This is a genomic window from Psychrobacter submarinus, from assembly GCF_904846685.1.
Taxonomy (GTDB): Bacteria; Pseudomonadota; Gammaproteobacteria; order Pseudomonadales; family Moraxellaceae; genus Psychrobacter; species Psychrobacter submarinus.
In genome coordinates this window covers 640,872-660,649 of the sequence record NZ_CAJHBQ010000001.1, presented here as the reverse complement: position 1 = coordinate 660,649, position 19,778 = coordinate 640,872, and the positions used below count along the sequence as shown (strand labels likewise).

Annotated in this window: 22 protein-coding genes and 2 pseudogenes; 10 read left to right on the top strand and 14 right to left on the bottom strand. The window is 38.8% G+C overall.

Going from position 1 to position 19,778, the window contains the following annotated elements:
* The first annotated feature begins 98 nt into the window (after positions 1–98).
* Positions 99–998, top strand: a complete 900-nt coding sequence (locus JMY03_RS03010; protein WP_201602104.1) for a LysR family transcriptional regulator — start codon at positions 99–101, stop codon at positions 996–998.
* Positions 999–1,231: 233 nt separating this feature from the next.
* Here the strand turns inward: JMY03_RS03010 and JMY03_RS03005 are convergent, their stop codons facing one another.
* Positions 1,232–2,248, bottom strand: coding sequence for a zinc-dependent alcohol dehydrogenase family protein (locus tag JMY03_RS03005; protein ID WP_201600904.1), 1,017 nt, complete (start codon positions 2,246–2,248; stop codon positions 1,232–1,234).
* Entirely contained in the window at positions 2,238–3,233 is a 996-nt protein-coding gene (locus tag JMY03_RS03000) for a zinc-dependent alcohol dehydrogenase family protein (protein WP_058024907.1), read from the bottom strand. The genes JMY03_RS03005 and JMY03_RS03000 overlap by 11 nt, the downstream gene beginning before the upstream one ends.
* A 467-nt stretch (positions 3,234–3,700) precedes the next feature.
* Here JMY03_RS03000 and JMY03_RS02995 point away from each other — a divergent pair.
* Together JMY03_RS02995 and JMY03_RS02990 are read left to right on the top strand one after the other, a co-directional pair.
* Positions 3,701–3,823, top strand: a pseudogene (locus JMY03_RS02995) (metal-sensing transcriptional repressor); the annotation flags it as partial.
* A 142-nt stretch (positions 3,824–3,965) separates the two neighbouring features.
* On the top strand, positions 3,966–4,280 hold the full coding sequence (locus tag JMY03_RS02990) for a putative quinol monooxygenase (RefSeq protein ID WP_201600902.1): 315 nt from the start codon (positions 3,966–3,968) through the stop codon (positions 4,278–4,280).
* On the opposite strand, the gene JMY03_RS13080 is transcribed toward JMY03_RS02990, so the two are convergent.
* From JMY03_RS13080 to JMY03_RS02970, 6 genes and pseudogenes are all read right to left on the bottom strand, one after another.
* On the bottom strand, positions 4,257–4,664 hold the full coding sequence (locus tag JMY03_RS13080) for a tyrosine-type recombinase/integrase (protein WP_227675466.1): 408 nt from the start codon (positions 4,662–4,664) through the stop codon (positions 4,257–4,259). The two genes, JMY03_RS02990 and JMY03_RS13080, sit on opposite strands and share 24 nt — an antisense overlap.
* Positions 4,657–4,923: pseudogene (locus JMY03_RS13410) on the bottom strand (phage integrase central domain-containing protein); the annotation flags it as partial. The pseudogene JMY03_RS13410 and the gene JMY03_RS13080, both read right to left, overlap by 8 nt.
* Before the next feature lie 269 nt (positions 4,924–5,192).
* A complete protein-coding gene (locus JMY03_RS02980; RefSeq protein ID WP_265089611.1) occupies positions 5,193–5,375 on the bottom strand; it encodes an Arm DNA-binding domain-containing protein in 183 nt (60 codons plus the stop codon).
* A gap of 750 nt (positions 5,376–6,125) precedes the next feature.
* The gene (locus JMY03_RS02975; RefSeq protein ID WP_227675465.1) at positions 6,126–6,692 is read right to left on the bottom strand and encodes an IS630 family transposase; all 567 of its coding nucleotides are present in this window, start codon (positions 6,690–6,692) and stop codon (positions 6,126–6,128) included.
* A complete protein-coding gene (locus tag JMY03_RS13075; protein WP_102093161.1) occupies positions 6,619–6,969 on the bottom strand; it encodes an IS630 transposase-related protein in 351 nt (116 codons plus the stop codon). Before JMY03_RS13075 ends, JMY03_RS02975 begins: the two co-directional genes overlap by 74 nt.
* Before the next feature lie 288 nt (positions 6,970–7,257).
* Positions 7,258–8,157 carry an XRE family transcriptional regulator gene (locus JMY03_RS02970; RefSeq protein WP_201567757.1) on the bottom strand — a complete coding sequence of 300 codons (900 nt, stop codon included), beginning with the start codon at positions 8,155–8,157 and terminating at the stop codon, positions 7,258–7,260.
* A 237-nt stretch (positions 8,158–8,394) separates the two neighbouring features.
* Between JMY03_RS02970 and JMY03_RS02965 the strand changes: the two genes are divergently transcribed.
* The 5 genes from JMY03_RS02965 to JMY03_RS02945 are packed head-to-tail and all read left to right on the top strand — an operon-like array spanning position 8,395 to position 12,496.
* Complete coding sequence (locus JMY03_RS02965; protein WP_201600900.1) at positions 8,395–8,661, top strand: helix-turn-helix domain-containing protein; 267 nt, start codon at positions 8,395–8,397, stop codon at positions 8,659–8,661.
* A 56-nt stretch (positions 8,662–8,717) separates the two neighbouring features.
* Entirely contained in the window at positions 8,718–9,338 is a 621-nt protein-coding gene (locus JMY03_RS02960; RefSeq protein ID WP_201600898.1) for a DUF1376 domain-containing protein, read from the top strand.
* A complete protein-coding gene (locus tag JMY03_RS02955) occupies positions 9,283–10,029 on the top strand; it encodes a hypothetical protein (RefSeq protein WP_201600896.1) in 747 nt (248 codons plus the stop codon). The genes JMY03_RS02960 and JMY03_RS02955 overlap by 56 nt, the downstream gene beginning before the upstream one ends.
* On the top strand, positions 10,026–10,580 hold the full coding sequence (locus tag JMY03_RS02950) for a hypothetical protein (RefSeq protein ID WP_201582891.1): 555 nt from the start codon (positions 10,026–10,028) through the stop codon (positions 10,578–10,580). Before JMY03_RS02955 ends, JMY03_RS02950 begins: the two co-directional genes overlap by 4 nt.
* A gap of 2 nt (positions 10,581–10,582) precedes the next feature.
* Positions 10,583–12,496, top strand: coding sequence for a hypothetical protein (locus JMY03_RS02945; protein WP_201600894.1), 1,914 nt, complete (start codon positions 10,583–10,585; stop codon positions 12,494–12,496).
* On the opposite strand, the gene JMY03_RS02940 is transcribed toward JMY03_RS02945, so the two are convergent.
* The 4 genes from JMY03_RS02940 to JMY03_RS02925 all read right to left on the bottom strand — a co-directional run bounded on the left by JMY03_RS02940 (position 12,493) and on the right by JMY03_RS02925 (position 15,952).
* Positions 12,493–13,707, bottom strand: a complete 1,215-nt coding sequence (locus JMY03_RS02940; RefSeq protein ID WP_201600892.1) for an IS256 family transposase — start codon at positions 13,705–13,707, stop codon at positions 12,493–12,495. The genes JMY03_RS02945 and JMY03_RS02940 overlap by 4 nt on opposite strands.
* A gap of 139 nt (positions 13,708–13,846) precedes the next feature.
* Positions 13,847–14,848, bottom strand: a complete 1,002-nt coding sequence (gene ahr / locus JMY03_RS02935; RefSeq protein ID WP_201600889.1) for an NADPH-dependent aldehyde reductase Ahr — start codon at positions 14,846–14,848, stop codon at positions 13,847–13,849.
* 260 nt (positions 14,849–15,108) lie between these two features.
* Positions 15,109–15,672, bottom strand: a complete 564-nt coding sequence (locus JMY03_RS02930) for a transposase (protein WP_201600886.1) — start codon at positions 15,670–15,672, stop codon at positions 15,109–15,111.
* Positions 15,647–15,952 carry an IS630 transposase-related protein gene (locus JMY03_RS02925; RefSeq protein ID WP_075103765.1) on the bottom strand — a complete coding sequence of 102 codons (306 nt, stop codon included), beginning with the start codon at positions 15,950–15,952 and terminating at the stop codon, positions 15,647–15,649. Before JMY03_RS02925 ends, JMY03_RS02930 begins: the two co-directional genes overlap by 26 nt.
* Positions 15,953–16,046: 94 nt before the next feature.
* Here JMY03_RS02925 and JMY03_RS02920 point away from each other — a divergent pair, with 94 nt between their 5' ends.
* Positions 16,047–16,643 carry a hypothetical protein gene (locus tag JMY03_RS02920; protein WP_201602101.1) on the top strand — a complete coding sequence of 199 codons (597 nt, stop codon included), beginning with the start codon at positions 16,047–16,049 and terminating at the stop codon, positions 16,641–16,643.
* A gap of 198 nt (positions 16,644–16,841) precedes the next feature.
* On the opposite strand, the gene JMY03_RS02915 is transcribed toward JMY03_RS02920, so the two are convergent.
* Both JMY03_RS02915 and JMY03_RS02910 read right to left on the bottom strand, forming a co-directional pair.
* On the bottom strand, positions 16,842–18,395 hold the full coding sequence (locus tag JMY03_RS02915) for an ATP-binding protein (RefSeq protein ID WP_201582913.1): 1,554 nt from the start codon (positions 18,393–18,395) through the stop codon (positions 16,842–16,844).
* Complete coding sequence (locus tag JMY03_RS02910; protein WP_025645672.1) at positions 18,385–19,119, bottom strand: heavy metal response regulator transcription factor; 735 nt, start codon at positions 19,117–19,119, stop codon at positions 18,385–18,387. The genes JMY03_RS02915 and JMY03_RS02910 overlap by 11 nt, the downstream gene beginning before the upstream one ends.
* Before the next feature lie 227 nt (positions 19,120–19,346).
* On the opposite strand from JMY03_RS02910, the gene JMY03_RS02905 reads away from it, so the two are divergent.
* On the top strand, positions 19,347–19,673 hold the full coding sequence (locus JMY03_RS02905) for a hypothetical protein (protein WP_201600883.1): 327 nt from the start codon (positions 19,347–19,349) through the stop codon (positions 19,671–19,673).
* Positions 19,674–19,778 lie beyond the last annotated feature (105 nt).

The following is a 19,778-nucleotide window of genomic DNA, read 5'->3' as shown; positions in this document are numbered from 1 at the left end:
AGGGTTAAGTATTACAGCCTTGTTAGGTATAATAAATGAATAATATTATCTTTCAGAATTCCTATTTACGGAATAATTACTATAACACAGGATTGGACATGCAGAACAAATTGGAAATGATGCGTATCTTTTGTGTCGCAGCAGAGTCTCGAAATTTTAAAGAGGCAGCAACTCAGCTGGGTATTTCCCCACAGGTAGTGACACGGGCAATAAAAGAGCTAGAAGAGCAGCGCGGAGAGATTCTGTTCTACAGGAGTACTCGACAAATTAAAATTACTGCTGATGGTGAGCGTCTGGCAAAGCAAGCACGTCTTGCGGTGGAATCGATCGATACTTTGCTTGTAAAAGACACCAAGGAAAAACGAGATGAAATGCGTGGGACTGTCCGTCTTACTGTGTCGTCTGTGTTAGGGCGTAAAGTGGTAGTACCTGCACTAGCAGAATTTGCCATACGTTATCCAGATATTGTCGTGGATTGTGTGCTAACAGATTCACACTCGGATGTGATCGATGAGCGGATAGATATCGGGATCAGATTTGGATTTTTGCCGGACAATCGATATGTGGCAAGGGAATTGGCTAAAGTGAAATTTTATTCTGTGGGTACGCCAGAGTTAATTGATAAGGTTGGAATGCCCAAAAAAATTATTGACCTTGATAAATACCCTCTAACAGCACTATTCGATCATAAAACAGGGCGTTACTGGCCATGGACATTCACCGAAAGTCGAAGCTTTACGCCATCAAAGCCTCGTTTTATTACAGATGATCTAGAAGCTGAATTTCAAGCTATTCTCGCTGGAGTTGGATTTGGACACATGCCTGGATTTCTAGTTTTGCCGTGGCTTAGGAGTGGTAAGCTCATTCATATACTTCATGAGGAAACCTCTCCCGTTTGGCGCCTGTATTTATATCGTCCACAGCGGGGCCCGACACCTTTGCGAATCCGAGCATTGTTTGATTACTTAGTGGAAGTGCTGGGCCGTATAGAAACCTGAATCAGATGGAACTAGGGCGTGTCCCCATTTAGTCATAAACGCTTGAATTAGGGGCACGCCTAACCTTTTTTCTACAGTCAGTTCGAAATAAAAGTGTTATAAATTTAGAGACGCTACTGGTATAAATTTTACTTGCGTGCTGCGTTCCCAGAGGCTGCGCAAAATTCATCCCAGCAGCGCTATACCATTTTTAGAGCGAATCGACTATAGAAAGTAGAAATCAGATAAGACCATCATGTATTTAGAGTAACTACAATTTTTCCTATTTGCTGATTTGATTCAAGATAGCGCTGAGCGTCATGCATGTCCTCAAAGTTAAAGCAACGGTCGATCACTGGACGAAGGTATCCTGCACCTATACTGCTCAGAATAAATCGTCTGGCTTGCTCCCTTAGAACAGGGTCATGGAGAACCTCAAGGAACAAAAAACCTCGCATGGTTAAGCTCTTGCGTAATGCAATTTTAAGGGGAAATGGTGTAATCTCCGGGCTAAGCGCACCATGCATAACCATAGTTCCTCCTACAGACATCGCTTTTGCAATCTGTTCAATATGAGGCCCTCCTACAGCATCGAAGGCGACATCAAGATGTTCTCCACCTAAACGTAAAACAAGCGCCTCATACAAATCTGGTTCGTCTTCACTGGCTATAACATTTTTAACACCGAGATCCAGTAAACGCTGCTTTTTCTCTATCGTCTGTGTACTTGCAATGACCTTAGCACCCGCTGCTTCAGCTATCTGTATCGCAGCTAGTCCTACGCTACTTGAAGCTGCTGTGATCAAGATCGTTTTTCCTTTCGATAATCCACCAGCATGGATTACACCACCCCAAGCCGTCAAATACTGCATCCAGATTGAAGAAGCTTCTTCCCAGCTTAAATTATCGGGTTTGTGAACTAAAAAAGTTTCTGGAATCAGAAGCTTGTCCGCATATGTTCCATATTTGGCTAGATTGTCAGTCGGAAGAATCGATACTGCATCTCCTGGAGAAAATTGGCGTACACCTTCACCTACCGCAAGAACTATGCCTGCTCCCTCATATCCCAGACGAGAAGGGAATACTGCCTTTTGAATATAAGTACCACGCCGAAACATTACATCAGCCCGGTTGAGTCCGATCGTTTTAATCTGTATTAGAACTTCTCCTGCGGCTGGTAAAGCAACAGGAAGTGTTTCTAATGTCAGAACATCTGTATCTCCAATACAATTGAAGCGCCAAGTGTTGGCCTGAAGTGCGTTAAATGACATCGATAACTACCTTAATATTGGCAGAGCGATCTTGAACAGCATCATGAGCCTCAATCGCTTGGTCTAGAGTAAAATGACGAGGATCAACAATAGCACGCAGTTTACCTTCCTCAACGAGACGAGTCGCGGTCTTAAGGATATCACCATGATGAGAACGGCGATTGCCTGTTAACGTCGGCATTAGGACGAATACGCCAGACACTGTGGCACACCGTAGAGATGAATTCGCTAAATTATGATTGCCAAATGCAGCACAGCTGGTGATGTGGCCATAGTGAGTCGTCATGGAAAGTGACGCTTCGAGTACTGGACCACCCACAGTGTCGTAAACAATGTTAAAACCTTGACCCTCAGGGCTTGCAGCAATAATGTCATCGGAAGATGCTGTCGTGTAATCGAGAGGTGTTGCACCGAGTTCTGAAATCAGTGATTGATCAGCTGTACGACCAGTCGCCCAAACATTTGCATCAAGTGCTTTTGCAAGCTGAACAACCATATAACCAACGCCACCAGCACCACCCTGAACCAGTACAGTTTGCCCTGGTTGGACCTTAGCATTATCCACTAAACCTTCCCAAGCGGTGAGGAACGTCAATGGTAGTACTGCTGCCTCGCGCATAGAGATATTCCGTGGCTTTAATGCGATCAGATCAGCATCTGCTACAACATATTCTGCTAAAGATCCTTGAAGACCACGAACGCCACCTATCAGACCGTAAACTTCATCTCCGACGTTGAAGTGGGTGACACCTTCACCAACAGCAGTTACAACTCCAGCCATATCCGTTCCCAACACGGCAGGAAGCTCTGGCATAGCATATGTTGCTTCACCAAGACGAATTTTATAATCAATAGGGTTTACACCACTGGCATGAATACGTACTAGAACTTGCCCAGCCTCTGGTTGAGGTATAGGGAGTTCTACACGTTTAAATTCATGATCACCAAAATTTTCTAGGATAAGCGCATTCATCATCTTATTCATAGTTGTTCCTTATTCTTAACTGGGGGATGATATGCACAATACCAAAGTAAATTAATCCAATAAATGATATTTATAGGATTTAATAATTCCTAAATAATGAATAATGAATATCATCCGCTCACTAAAAATATTCTAGTACAGTCTGTAAAGGCAGTTTAATCTAAACTGTCGGTAGTATTTTCAAGGCTTGAAACGTTCAAAATATCTACAAAGTGGCTAAAATTTGAAACATAATTCTAAAAGGTCACAGCATTACAAAGAACATTAGCCAAAATAAAAAATGGGAGCTAAAAGTCCCATTTTTTTGTGACTTTCGCATAAGCTCTATGATGTTAATTTAAAAAAAACTAAAAACAGGGATAGAAAATTTTCGCTAAAGAGCTTTTTGATTTTCGATTTATAAAAAATATTGCTCTTTTTATACTATGGGGTACTATAGTATAAAAGCTAGCAAATAAGGAGGTCTGATGCCTAATCAGGTTGAAGACAAAAAAAAGATTCTTCTACGCGTCAGAAGGATCAAAGGTCAGACGCAAGCGATTGAAAAAGCGTTAGAAGACAATGTGGAATGTGGTGCAATTCTGCAACAATAGCATTATGTCGAAATAAAAACCCAGATTTTGGCTCAGCTATGGGAAATTGTTTTAACTTTTGTACAACAAAACTGTCTGACATGCATATATTAGAAATGTCAGAATCAGTTTTAATTCTAATAATTATGGAGTTTTAGTCATGCTTAAAACAGCTTTATATGTCCGTCTTGAAGCTAAACCGGGTAAAGAAGACGAAGTGGAAGCTTTCCTTAAAGCCGGTTTACCTATTGTAATGGAAGAACCTGCGACAGTTGCGTGGTTTGGCCTACGTCTTGGACCTACAACATTTGGTATTTTTGATGCATTTCCTGATGAGGCGGGTCGCGAAGCACATTTATCTGGCAAAGTTGCAGCTGCTTTGATGGATCAGGCCGATGAGCTATTTTCAGAGCCACCGTCTATTGAAAAAGTAGATGTTTTGGCTAGTAAACTACCAGGTCATACCGACACTTAAATGTATGAGGGTGCTGCCTGAAATTTTGAATGAAAGGCAGCACTTCAACATATCGCTACGATCATCAATGTACTCAAATCGACCGTAAGCGCTTCCATTAGTATCTTTAGTGGTATGACCCAATGCCATCTCTACAAGCACAAGCGGATACTTTAGCTGCTCTTGTAAGAGTGTCTTTGCTGTCGCTCTAAAACCATGAGCACAATGTATGTTTTGATAACCTAAATCCTTGAGGCGTTTGTTTGCTGTATTTTCAGAGATGATCTGGTGCTTTTTTGCCGTTTCGCTAAAAAAGACATATTCGGTATGACCATTAATCTTTTGCTGTTCACGTAGTATAGCTATAGCTTGAAGAGGTAGGGGAACAACCATATCTTTAACCATAGTTGGACTTAGCTAATTGGCTCTTAATAAGTGCCGCAGGATTGCTGCTACAAAATCCACGAGCCCCAGCATAAATAAATACGTCACTAGCGTTACCTGCACAGCGTTCAGCCTTATCTGTGGGCTTACCAGCTTTATGTAATGAATTAGCTTGGATGTCTAGTAACACTTCGAGCATTCTAGGTGAGCCAATTTCACTAATAGGTTCATTACCAATATAAGAACATATAAGCTCTAAACGGCCTTTCTTACGAACAAGCGTGTTACCTTTTTGAGTTTGCTCTAAGCTATCGAAATACTCTAAAGCAAAATCACTGAAAGATTTTTTAGTTTTACTAGGGCGTGTCCCTAATTCAAGCGTTTATGACTAAATGGGCTAAAAATGGCTAAATCTTTGGCAAACGGTGTCAAATAGCTGGCCAATATCTTGATATTACCTGCGCTATTTTCCTTGTTTGCCTTTAATTTATCTCATTTTTATCACCATTTTTAAAATAGGGACACGCCCTAATAAGACTATTTTTTTATTTATTCACGATAAGGTTTAGGGTCAATATTGCGGCTTAATAGATCTTCATATTCATACCAAATTTTACAGGCACGTGAGAACGATACGTTTGGATATACACCAAGCGATATACGTTTGTTTTTTGAATGAGTAGGGGACAGGTAACGATAAACCCAAGACTTAGTGCCATTAGGTCTGACCATAAGATAAAGCATCGGATGGTTTTTTGACAGAGACCAGATATTCTTTAACATAGGCTTTATGACTGCTGATGCTACGGTCAGAGCTGATCGGCTTGCGTGCTTCCATGACTGCCACCCCTAATGTACATTTAAAAACCAGTGTACATAGTAGTGTACATCAGATGCATGGATTAGGATAGATTCATAGGACAGTATGAAACACCAGATACGTCAAAGCCCCTGATATCAGGGGCTTTGACGGCTCTATAAGTAACTATAGAACTATATATTGGTACCAGTGGTCGGACTCGAACCGACACGCTTTTAAAGGCAACGGATTTTGAATCCTTTGGCTATCTCAAATAACTAGATATACTTAACGATAATAAGCAATGAGTAGAGATAAAATATATTTATAAACAATGACTTAGGGTTAAATTAACTATATTTAGCTATAACTAAAAAGATGTAACAATATTTTTCAAGTATCAAATAAGTATCAAAATTACTTTTAAAAATTGGTTTGTTTAACTAGTTTTAGATCTCGTCGTTAATTTTAATATGATGAAACGCATTTATGTAACGGACTTCGATTCAGTTAAGAGTACCAAAAAAGTTATCAGCAGATTGTACAAAATATTAAATTATATAGATTGTAATAATTAAACTTTGACCCAACCGTTTATCCCTAATTATTACATTGAATGCGCAGCATATCGAATCAGCTGCGTACATTTATTTATTGCTTAGCCAATAAGCTCTCTAGTATAGTTAAGTCTTTATAAAATCGATACAGCCCATATCATAAAACAGTTTAGGGAGATTATTCTCCATCCACCCTTGGCGCAGAAACTTAGCCTGTGCCCATTTTTTCTCAATAGGGTTTAGATCAGGGCTGTACGGTGGTAGCCAAAGAATACGATGGCCATGTCTGTTGAGTAGCTTTTGAATACGTTTGCCTTTATGAAACCGAGCGTTATCCATGACAATCACGCATTTAGTCTTGAGACTTGGAATTAAAGTGTGTTTGCACCAGTCGTAGAATATGGTGCCATTGATGTTCTGCTCAAAGTAATCAAGCGCAAAAAGCATTTTTTCATAGAGAGCTCCGATGACGTTGGTTCGCTTTTTTGCTTGCCAGTTGTAGCTATCGATACAGGGTGTACCAATCGGTGCATAGCCATGAGAACGAATGGTTTCAGCCTCAAAGCCGCGCGCGTATATATAGACAATGGGGTAGCCTTGCTGCGTAAAGCTATCAAGCTTATTCTGGAATACCGCTCTTTTTATCGGACACGCTTTTGGATGTTCTAAGGTCTTTTTTTTGACTGATACCAAGACGCTTTAAAGCATTAAAGATGCCAGTCTTACTACAGTTCAAGCGACGAGCTCTTTCATAGTTATAATCATCTGGATATGTTTTTACGTCTTCAATCAATGCGTCATCAGGTATTTTAGTTGGTGCTTTATTTCTGGTTGTTTTAGGAGTTAGGTTCTGCTGCCAGCTGTGAATGGTGCTGGTGCTAAGTCCATAAAACAGCGCAGCTTCTCGTATGGTCATGCCATCAGCGATGCTAGAAAGTACCTGTTTGCGATAGTCTATTGAATAAGTCATTGTTTATTTCATTAATTAAGATTGTTATAAATATTGTATCGGTTTTATTTGGATTAGACTATACATAATTCTTTATTATACATTAGATACAAGCAGTCCTTAGTAGTCCAAATGCATTTAATATCACTGATCCTCTTCAGATTCGAGCGATTGTCATTAAACTATTGATTTAGCGCGTTTGGATAGTCGAGCTTATTATTTGCTTATGCTTCCTAAAGGTGCAGATGACCTTTTTTTAATATTTAGTACTCTTCATAAGTAGCTTTAAGGTCACGTTAAGACATTTCTTTACCAAGGATCCATATTAGTCCAAGCATAAACATAACCGAGAACCTCTAAGCTGTCTGTTTTGGATTTAGAAATTTTCTCATCTGGATATTCCTTGTTCTTACATTGTAGTAGCAGGCCACCATCAGACTGATTAAATAGTGCTCTTACCCCGTAAAAGCTATCCGTTCTTATCAAGTAAAACTTGCCGTTTTTTATAGTGCGTTTAGTTAAATCTACTGAGCACTGTGCACCAATAGTGATTATCGGCTGCATGCTATGGTCTTCTTGATTATAGAATAGGGTCTTACTTAAGTTACTGTTCGTCCGTTCAGCAATTTCAGATTGCGACCTTAATGGTTGTTCTACATGTTTAAAATTTTCTATAAAAACACTTAAATTGGGATATTTCTTTATCTGTTCTAAGGTCGACCTATTTTCAATAAAATCATCCGCTCTTTCCTCCCATTCTAGCCACTCTTCATACTCTTCGATTTGACGCTCTTGTTCAGCAGAAGGCTCGTATCGTTTTTCAAACTCTTCATGCTCACTAAAAATCTTATTCTCAAACTCTTCTTTTAAAAATCTAATACTATACGGAAGTCTAGGTTCTAAACCGAGCTCTGTAATGTAATGATCCCTCATACTTTCTTCGTAAGCGTTCATATAGTCCATAGCGTCGTCAATATCTTCATAAGAACTATAAGGATATTCACCATTCAATAACCAATATTCTGATTCACCTAGAACCTGTGAAAGGCGGAGTAAATATTCGCCACTTGGTTTGGCTTTACCAGCTAACCATTTTGATATGCTTCCTTTAGAAACCCCCGTAGTTTTAACAATATCTACTTGTTTAAGTCCTTTCGCCTTCATGCACTCTTTAATTCTATTAGCCATCTGTTTTAGATCTTCACTCACAAATTTCCCCTTAACTCATAAAAAGTTTCTTGTATTTATTTTATCACGAGAAACTTTTAAAAGAAATAGCATAAAATAGTGATTTCTTATGCCATAGCTACTTGTACCCTGCTATACATGAAAGTTACATTACTTAACAATAATAATTTAGGTTTCGATTGATTTTGATAGTTTCGAGAGTAAACTATACTTACTAGTATTTAGAAGTAATAATCTATATCGACAAGGAAAGAAGTTATGTATCGCAAAAAAACTTGGTCAGAATATACAGATGATGAAAAAGAGATTTTAAAACAAAAAGTCATTGAAGCTGCTCCAGAAACTCCTTTTCCTCCTGAATTTGCCGCCGCCTATATTGGCAAGTCGTTGCACACATTACAACATATGCGCTGTCATCAATCAGACGCTATTACTTATAGCAAAGCTGGCAGGCATGTTTTATATCGTAAAAAACATCTTGATGAATATCTTGATGTCTGCCAAAGGTCATGTACATCAAATTAAATGTTTGTGAAAAGTATTAGTAAATTCAGGACAAATTATATTTAAGGATATTAATGATGAGGAATTCAAAAAATACACCAATTAGCTCTAGTGCCATGCATTATGTTAATCATAATTTCGGTGACTGGGAGCTTGAAACTCGCCATATGACGCGTATAGAGAAAAGCATATATTTAGATATGCGTACGAATTATTTAAAAGATGGTAAGCCGTTTACTTCTGATGTAGATCTATTGGCGCACAGGTTATCTTGTAACAGTGATAATGAAAGAAAGGCCTTAGAAATAATTTTAAAAGATAAATTTAAATTGGATAAACGTACTAAATCTTATAAACACACTGCGTGGGAAACTACTCTAAAAAATTATAGGGCTCGCAACTGGGAAAATAGTACAAACGATACAACAGGCAGTAGTGATGTCACGACTGATGATAGTAACACTATCTCAAACACTCCCTTAACTGATGCTCAAAGAAAAGCCAAGTCACGTGATGCTGAAAAGATAATGCGTCAGCAGTTATCAGACATAGGTGTAGATAGCACAGGCACTAAAGGCATGACTAAGTTGCGAAAATTATTTGACATACATCAGCATAAAATTAACTCAAACAACAATAACATTGCAACGTGTCACTCTGAGAGTCACGCAAAAAGAAGCTATAACTATAAAACATGAACTAGAAAACAGAAAACAAGAAACATTTGAGAGAGAGGCGCACTCACAAGGTTCTTCTATTGTGTGCTCAGATGTTCAAACTGATTTTGTTGAGCAAAATGATACTAACCATGATTTATCCACTAGCGGTTATGATGGTATTGAAAAATGGCAAGCACCCTCAAAGAGCGTTATGCAAGTTGATCTATCTCAGGCAAGTGTGAAATTAGAAATGACAGATAATGAGTATAAGTTACACGTTGAAGATTTTAAAACTTATTACGCAGAGAAGGCTCAGAACGGCAAGCCTTTAGAAAGTGAAGGTATTCGTAAGCTAAGACTACGCCAATGGTTACAACGTGTTGCAGATCGCCAACTCACTACTAAAGAGCAGACTGATAAACGCTTCAATATCGATGATGAAGACTGGGAAAATGAGAGAAGTAGCAAATCAAATAAGAATGATAGCAGAGAGAGTACGACTGATGTTTATCACCCAAGTCATAAAAATTCATCAACTTCTAAAGTTAAAGCCAACCCTAAAATTAATGTAGTTCTTAACGGATTATGGAAATCAACTTTACCTAAAATGTCAGTTGATGAAACCTACTCATATATAGAACAGCATCACATGCCAGGCGAGTCGAAGGATGAGACGTATGATCGATTGATAACTGAAATACAAAAAGAAAATAAATTTGAGACAGTATGAAAACTACAAACTTAAAACCGAATCAAAAGCTTATTAATTTAAATAGAGACAAATTGCTTATACATCCGCAAGCTGAGCAAGCTTTAATAATTTGGCAAAGACTCAGGCTCAGCTCATCTTCTGTAAGCATTAGATATCTAGATAAGTTTTATTGCCCGCCTATTAGAGTGATCAAAAACAGTAGTGATACATTATTTTTTATTAATGATTTTAAGAGAGTTGATGAGATATTAAGACTGCAAAGTACGGACAGTTATCCATGTCTCATCACACCAGAAAGTATTAAAGATATTCAAATGCTGGCATGGGCTGAGGTAGTGCAACTCGTCAACCTAAAAAATATTAATCACCCTGACTTATTTAAGGCGCTTCAGCAGAAAGCGCCCAGCTCAGTTATTTGTAAATTGATGCGCATAGATGTTTTATCCGTTGAGTCGTATTGTAAATTTGCAGGTATTAAAAAGGCAAACTTTGAGTATCAACAATGTAGAAAAGCTATTGAGAACGATGTGATAGGTATTCCAAAAAACATGGATTGGCTGGCGAACTAATTATGATGAATTTAAATAAGAATGAGCTAAAAACAGTTCTTAATAAGTTAATACCTGAAGGTTCACCTGACAGTCTAAAAATACAAAATTTGATCATTTACGTTTTGGGCTTTAGACCAAATTTTGCTTTGAATATAAACTTCGCTATAGATGTGTTTGAGGTTAATTTTACAGAAAGTGAATGCTTTGACATAGCAACTATTATTATTAAAGAGCAGAAAACTGAAGAATGGGCTGTAACATACATGCTCGTACTGTTTTATAAAAGATATGGAACGGTAGATAGCAAAAACAGTGCTTGGCAGTTTATGAGTGTTTACCTGCAAATAATTATAAGAATCACAATGCGTGGGGATAATCACTTTGCTAAGGTCAGTCAGTTAGGTGTTAGAGTCAGAATGGGATTGAATGCACACAATCCACAATCTGAGCTAATAAATCAGCTTATTGATATACATGCCCAGCGGAGTTCATTAGAAAGTGTACTACATGCTATTTGCCAGTATGAGGTTTTAACTAAGCAGTCAGAAGCCTCAAGTAAGGTTGTTAATAAAAAGCTGGCAGGAAAGATTGGTCGTATTAGGCTCGCTTACGAGGTCGTAGCGGAAGATAAGGCGTTTATTGGCAAGACTTATTCTAAGTCTGATGACACTGACAATAATAGTGTTGGTTTAAACAAGGTTTTTCTTGATAGTGATGATGAACCACTTAGAGCCACTATATTTGGAATAAGTCACCAAAACGATAATGTGTCCTCCAATGAAAATTTAGCTGATGATGATCCAGAGAAGCTTTTAGATAACGATTTTAAGCCTTCTAGATATACTGCTAAGTCTGCTGAACTGCAGCAATGGAAAATTAAAAATAACTTTCGTCACACTAGGCGCAATCAATTTGGCTTTCCAACAAGTTTGCGGCAGCTAAGTTTACTGAGTATTCAAATATTGTTTGATAGAGTCTGGCAACTTTCAATGGTTACGGATGATGATAGTCGTTTTGGCTATGTAGTTATCTTAATGTCATTGCTTAGTGGACGTAAGATCCAAGAAGTCATTAATGAAATTGGTAAAGAGAAAAGCCAACGCACATGGCTCAGCAGTAAAAAAAGGATAGATGAAAGCTACTATGCTTTAAAGATCGTAGTAAACGTCACTATGAATCGCAGAAGTCATCTAATACAACATCGTCAAAGCATTGATAACGAATTTATACTTCTTTTACCTCCTCAGTTGCATTCCATTATAGAAAAAATAGTCAATATCGAAAATACAGATATATCTGAAATATTAAAAGACCTACAAGAACAATTAGACCTGCCTGCACTCAGTTATCAACACATAAATTTAGCTCTATATTTCATCATAAAAAATAAGTTAAATGAGCCATTGCACGCTGATTTAATCACTGGTGTTGACGTTAGACATAGCTCGCCTCTTTACTACACAAGCATTGATTCTAATAGTATTGAGAATACATATAGAAGTGCCATTTTATTGATGGGCAAGCATTGTCCTAATGTGATTCAAGCAAAGCTTCGTCAAGACTACAAATCTAAATCAGAAAATATAGAGCGTCAGAGTTATATCGGTAGTGAGATGGCTTTAAACAAACTAACATGTCAAAAGTTCTTTGCAGAACTAGCGAATGGAGCCGAAAGTTTTAATGGACGCCTTGAGCGAAACTTAAGTATTCGAAAGGATCGTTATATAGAGCAGTTTAATGCCTATGGTATTTGGCTATGGCATATTATCATGATTCAGACAGGTATAAGACCTGTTGTACATGCGCCAGGTGTGTTAAACCAGCTTGATTTTATAGCAGGGTTGTTTTGGGTCTCTGATAAAGAAGAGCGTCAAGGACAAGAGCAGGGAAGACTCATACGAGACCATCCCAGATTCTGTGTAACTGCCATTTAGATTAAATGCCTGCTAATACGATCATCAAACATAATCATAAAGCGATTAAGGGCAGACGTCCAGTTACGGATGGGCATCGACCACTTTTTGGATGCCTGCTGAGTCGCCAGATAAATCACCTTGAATGCTGCCTCATCAGAGGGGAACACCTTACGCTTATTCACTGCCGTCCGAATCACACTGTTTAGCGACTCTATCGCATTGGTGGTATAAATCACTTTTCTGATGTCTTTCGGATACTCAAAGAACACCGTTAGGCCCTCCCAGTTATTACGCCAAGACTTGACCACGTGCGGGTAATCTTTGCCCCAAGTCTCATCAAAGTGCTCAAGATTGGCCTCTGCCATCTCAAGGGTATCAGCACCGTAAATGGCCTTTAAATCAGCCGCTACGGCCTTCTTATCTGTCCAAGGTACAAACTTCATGGAGTAACGTACCATGTGTACGATACACAGCTGAACCTGTGCCTTTGGATAGACGGTGTTAATGGCATCAGGGAAGCCCTTTAGACCATCGACACAAGCGATTAAGATGTCTTGTGCGCCACGGTTTTGAAGCTCGGTAAGAACACCTAGCCAGAACTTAGCGCCTTCATTCTCTGAGAGCCACATACCAAGCAGCTCTTTTTTACCGTTAAGGTTAACGCCTAGGGCTAAGTAAATGGCTTTGTTGATGATCTGCTTGTCTTGACGTATCTTCACGACGATGCAGTCTAGATAGACAATAGGATAGATGCTGCTCAGTGGCCTGTTCTGCCATGCGGTGATGTCATCTAAGAGTTTATCCGTGACTCTTGAGACAAGAGAGCTTGATATATCAACGTCGTAGATGTCTTTGATGGTTTCGACAATTTCAGTGGTGGTTTGACCCTTGGCATAAAACATGATTATTTTATCATCGAGACCTGAGATACGGGTTTGATGCTTACGCACTAACGCAGGTTCAAAGTCACCATCACGGTCTCTTGGGGTGGAGATCTCAAGATCGCCTGTGTCACTGCGGACGGTCTTTTTAGTGTGGCCGTTGCGCTTATTGGGCTTGTCTGCCTTCTCATGTTTAGGGTAGCCGAGATGATCTTCCATCTCAGCTTCTAAGGCAGTATCAATAAAGGATTGCATGAGCTGCTTTTGAAAATCTTTGATGTCATCGAAGCTTTTCATGCTACCAGCCATTTGCTCGGCTAGTTTTTTAATGTCAGATTGAGTCGTCATTGCTTATTCTCCTGTTAATGGATTATAAGCAGTTACACAGTTTTTAGGAAACTCCCAATAGTAGCGATACGTCATCTATTAAATGACCTATCGCTACTATGTTTAGAGCTCTCTATCTTTAGAGTAATGTCTTTAGAAGCTATTCTCTTTCTAATACCACTCTGTAGCGAGCATTACCGCTTTCTAAGCGCTCAAACGCTTCGTTAATCTCAGACATTTTATAGGTTTCAGTTACTGGCTGGATATTATGTCGAGCAGCAAAATCTAACATTTTGCGCAGCGTCGATGGTGAGCCACCGGGTGAGCCTGATAGGCTTTTTTGCGCCATAATCATGGGCGCGACCGATATCTCTAGCGGTGCTTCTAATATACCAACAAAGTGTAGTTTGCCCTTTGGCTTCAATGTCTGAACAACCAGATCCCAATTCATATCGACGTTTACCGTTGAGATGATCAAATCAAAAGAACCCGCGACTTTTTCGATTTCGCTATCTTCTCTTGAATTTAGCGAATGATGAGCACCCATCTCTTTTGCTTCTTCCAGTTTCGACTCACTGGTGAATGCGGTCACTTCACAGCCCCATGCATTGGCAAACTGCAATGCAAGATGACCTAAGCCACCAATACCGATCACGGCTACTCTTGAGGTTGGTGTGATACCGTACTCTATAAGTGGGTTAAACACGGTGACACCGCCACACAGCAGTGGTCCCACTGCATTAAAATCTAGACCTTCAGGTACTTTTATGACACTGGTATCTTTTGCGCGTACTTTATCTGCAAAGCCACCATGGTTACTAATGATCGTCCCTTCTTGCTCAGGGCATAGGTTATGATCTCCACCGATACATAGATCGCAGACGTTGCAGTACCCTTTATGCCAACCAAGTCCAACTTTGTCGCCTAGCTCCAGATGCTTGACATGTTTACCCTTATTGAGGACTTTACCTGCAACTTCATGACCACCGACGAACGGGTACTCGGTCATGCCCCATTCGTTTTGCCACATTGATAGATCACTGTGGCATATGCCGCAGCTGTGTACTTCGATTTCTACTTCGTGATCACCTAGAGCACCTGGGTCATACTCATAAGGTTCAAATTTGCCACCTTTCTCTTTTGCTGCATATGCATTAATCATCGTTATTCCTTATTTTTAGTCATTGTGATAGTTAGATTTTTGGTCGTTGTGATTGTTGATTTATAACTCTATTAGCGATTGGGACATCAAATACATTGTTGAGGTCATTTTTTGCCAAGGGATCAACATTACTAAGATATTTACTGAGATACCTGTTGATTCGATATAGAAAATATTTTGGATACAAACGTTTTGAATAGAAATAAAAACGTCTTCAATAAATCCAATTGAGCGGACTATAGCAAAGACTGACGCTATAGTCAATGCACTACAAAAGAGTTATGTTTTGGATGAATATCATAAAACAATTTAGATAAGTCATTTTCCATCCAACCTTGGCGTAAAAACTTCACTTGAGCCCACTTTTTCTCGATGGGATTTAAGTCAGGACTATAAGGAGGTAAGAATAATAGCCTGTGACCATGCCTGTTAAGCAGCTTTTGAACGCGCTTATGAAAGGCTGCATTATCCATAACGATTACACATTTTCTCTTAAGCTTTGGTATCAGCGTGAACTTGCACCAGTGATAGAAAATCTTTTTATTAATGTTGGTCTTTAAGCAATTGAGTGCAAACAGCGTTTTGCCATATAGTGCACCAATGACGTTGGTTCGATCTTTGGCTTGCCAATTGTAACTGCCAATGCAGGGGCTACCAATGGGTGCATAACCACAAGGACGCATCGTTTCACTCTCAAACCCACTTTCGTCCATATAGACAATAGCAAAGCCTTGAGCAATGTAGTGGTTAAGCTTGGCTAGATAAGTCGCTCTTTTCACAGGACAGGCTTTGGGATGCTCAAGTGTCTTTTTTTTTGCTAACACCAATACGCTTTAAGGCTTTACTGATGCCTGTTGGGCTACAATCAAAACGCTGTGCTCGCTCATAGTGATAATCGTCAGGGTGGTCTTTGACATCTTGAGCTAAGGCTTCATCCTCTATTTTGTAGGGCTTAATATATCGAGTGGTTTTACTATGAAGACGCTTTTTCCACTTCTGGATAGTCGTTGGACTGATATCATAGAAAACAGCAGCTTCAGCAAAGGTCATGCCCTCATCTAAGCTTTTTAAGACTTGTTTGCGATAATCTAGGGAGTAAGTCATGGTTATTTATTGTGGTAGTCGTTTAGTTGATTTATTTTATAACATTTTTGTGGTCAGGTGACTATACTTAACTCCAGCCAGTAAAGAATTTAGTATTAAGTATTATGGTTTATTAGATATTGTCAAACATGAAGTACCCGATGATATAGATTCTATATTAAAGAATAAAGAAATTTTTCTTAAACCTGACTGTCCAGAAAACCAATATATATGGTCGCGTTGCTTAACGACTATGAGGAAAGAATCGATAGAGAGTTCAGATGTCAGAATTTTTGCAGGAGGTAAGTTAGGGGGATACTTAGGTAAGATGCCTGGAGTACTAGAAGAGTTTCTGATAGCTATCGACTTAAATAAACCGATATATTTGGCTGGAGGTCTGGGTGGACTTTGTCAAAAACTGTGTGACAGTATTCTAAATAATGAAATAAGCGAAGAATTTACTGAAGAGTGGCAGATAAGTCATAATGCGAGATATATCGAACTTCAACAGATTGCAAAAAGTAATTCTTTTGAGGCTGATTACGAACAGGTAAAAACGTTAATTCTAGGTTTATCGGTTGAAAAATTGTCTTTAAGATCTGGTTTAAGTAAAGAAGACTACAATCGCTTGATGACGACGCCTTTTGTTGACGAAGTTGTTCATTTGATACTTAAAGGGTTAAACCAGTTAGAAGGCAAACCCCAATATTAAGCACACCACCTAAGTAAAATGATAAATACAAACCCCCATATCAACAACATCACCTAAGAAAATTAGACTTCACACTTTAGCCCTATACGCTATATAAGTAATAGCATATATGGCTTTTTTGACTTATCAAAATAGAATAGACCTATAGTAGGTCTATATATTATTAATATTTTGAACACTAGGATATTGAGGTGTATGCTACTTAGCAATCAATAATCCTACAGTAACTTCAAAACAATACTCATCTTTGATAGTGATATTGACCGTCCCTTTATGAGCATTAGCAATAGCCTGAACGATAGATAAACCCAAACCTGAGCCTGAGTGGTGCTGGCTAGTTTTATCATGACGATAAAAGCGCTCAAACAATCGATCTGCTTCGCTTTGGTTTAACGGTTTTTCTAGAAGATTAGTAAAAGTTATCTCTAGCCAAGATTGCTTCGCGGTTTGAGTGTTACTTTGATCGTCTTCAAGCATCTTATAAGTATTAACGGAAGTATTTGGAGTGTTGACAGTGGCTGATATTGTGACGACACTATTACTAGCGGCGTAGTAGATCGCGTTTGATAGCAGATTAGCAAATAGCCTTTGCAATAAACCTTCATCGCCTAATACTGCCTTAAAATCTCCTAATTTTACAAAAGTTATTTTACGATCCTCGGCAATCATTTCAAAGTAATCTAACAGCTTATTGATTAGGACCTCAGTATCTACAGTAGTCACTTGCGAATCACTCAGTCCTTTTTGGGTTTTTGCTAGCAGTAGCATGTTGTTAATCATCGACGATAATTGCTCTAAGGTGTCATGTTGCTGATGTAATTGTTCGACATATTCCTCTTCCTCTCTAGGCTTATTTAACATGACTTGCGTTTGCGTAATCAGCGTCGCTATTGGCGTGCGTAGCTCATGCGCGATATTGTCTGAAAATCGCGACAACGACTCAAAATTGCTTTCAAGCTTAGCCATCATCGAGTTATAGGATTCTGCTAAAGGTCTTAGCTCTAATGGCATATCACTAACTATTACTCTTTCGCTCAATCTTTCAGGATGAATACCTTTCATCCTTTGCACGATAGTGGATAAAGGGGCAAAACCCCAATACACGCTTAAGGCTGCTATTGAAACCAACAGTAGTGTGATGGCAAATAGGATCAGACTAATTTGACGGTTAAACTGTAATAAATACTGATGATGCACGTCAATGGGTAAGGCGATAAGGGCAAGCATGTCATCGTCTCCAATAACCATAGCTCGATAACGTCTGTCTTTAATATTTATTACAAACTGTCTGTCATCATGATTTTGCTGTAATGATAATAGGTTAAAGTCGGCACTTAATTCATTAGCAAAGTTTTTGGGAGTACTAGATAGCAATCGCCCCTCTTTATCAGCAATGATAGTTTTTAGATCGTAATCTAGCGCTGATGAATGCAGGTGATCATCATTTTCTGTGGCTATTGTAGGAAGTAGATTTGAAGAAGCTTTCGAGCTTAGCGGTTGTTGAGTGTTTGATGGACTTTGAGGCTTAGGTAGTGTCTGAGAGGCTATTTGGTTATCCGCCTCTGTTACGCGCTTACGTAGATTAAAGGCTGCGTGGGTAATGATTTCAGCATCCATTTGCTCAAAATGGCCTTTAACAGAGTGCTGTACCCAGATATAGATTATCAACTGCGATAAAACGACAAATATCGTCAATAAAAACACAGTTCGCCATAGTAAGGGTAAGCGTCGATTGTCCAATCTATTTATCATATTGGCTATCTTCCGTTTCGCTGGCAGCTTTATTACTAGCTGAAACGTCGACAGCATCTAATCGGTAGCCCATGCCACGCACAGTATGAATTAGCTTGGTATCAAACTCATCGTCTATTTTTATACGCAGACGTCTTATTGCCACATCAATCACATTAGTATCGTTATCAAAGTTCATATCCCATACTTGTGAAGCAATGATTGAGCGTGGTAATACTTCACCGCGGCGCTCTAATAGAAACTGTAATAGGGAGAACTCTTTTGCGGTTAGTTTAATGGGCGTGTCTCCTCTATGTACAGTGCGCTTAGCAATGTCCATTTTGAGATCCGCTATTTGCATGAGCGTACTTTTATAGTCGGCTTGATTGGCGCGTCGTAATAAGCTTTTTATCCTGACTATTAACTCTGCAAAGGCAAAAGGTTTGGTCAGATAATCATCACCGCCAATCTCAATCCCCTTGATTTTGTCATCTAAATCATCTTTTGCGGTTAGAAATAACACTGGCGTATGCTTGCCAGCCGCTCGGTAATTACGTACTAGCTCAAAACCGCTAACATCAGGCAGCATAACATCCATGAGTATCACGCTAAACTCTTCAGTCATCATAGCATGGTAGCCATCTAAACCTGTCAGCTGATGATCAACAATGAAGCCTGCTTCACTTAAGCCTTTTTTTACATATTCGCCGAGTTTTAATTCATCTTCTACTAGTAGTACTTTCATAGTAATCCTTCAATATAATTATGATTTTATAATACCCAAATCAATATAAATGACAAAACGGACTGGTATCTGACAAAGATGTCATGCGCTCGTCATCAAATGGTCAGTCTTCGTTTGTTAATCTATACCTATAGTACATAGCGGCTCATTCTTGATACGAGTAGCTACTATGAATTATTACTACAGGTAATTAGTTTCAATATTTAATAATTTATTAAGGATGTTATATGAAAAGCTATCGTTCATTCAAAAAAGTGGTGCTGCTATCCGCTTCGATGCTTATCGGTATATCAGCAGCTAATGCGCATACTACCAATCTAAGCACTTCAATTATCGATAATTGCGATAACTTAACTACGTTTGCCAGAAATCTAGATCACAATAACGCGCAGATGTCTGATGCTCAAATGAAAAGCTATGTTGATGCACGAGTCGCTTGCGAAGTTCAGCATCAAAATCAACATCTGCAGTCTGAAAAGTATTTTATAAAAAAATATGGTAGCGATCGTGATAGAAATGCTGATGCCATACTAAATGAATACGTGCAGCATTAAAATATAAAAGTAGCAAGATGACAATATTGTCATCTTGCTGTCATCTCTCTGTCAGAATCAATAAGTTATGCTTTAGACTGAATTAATATCCTAAAGCTTTATGTA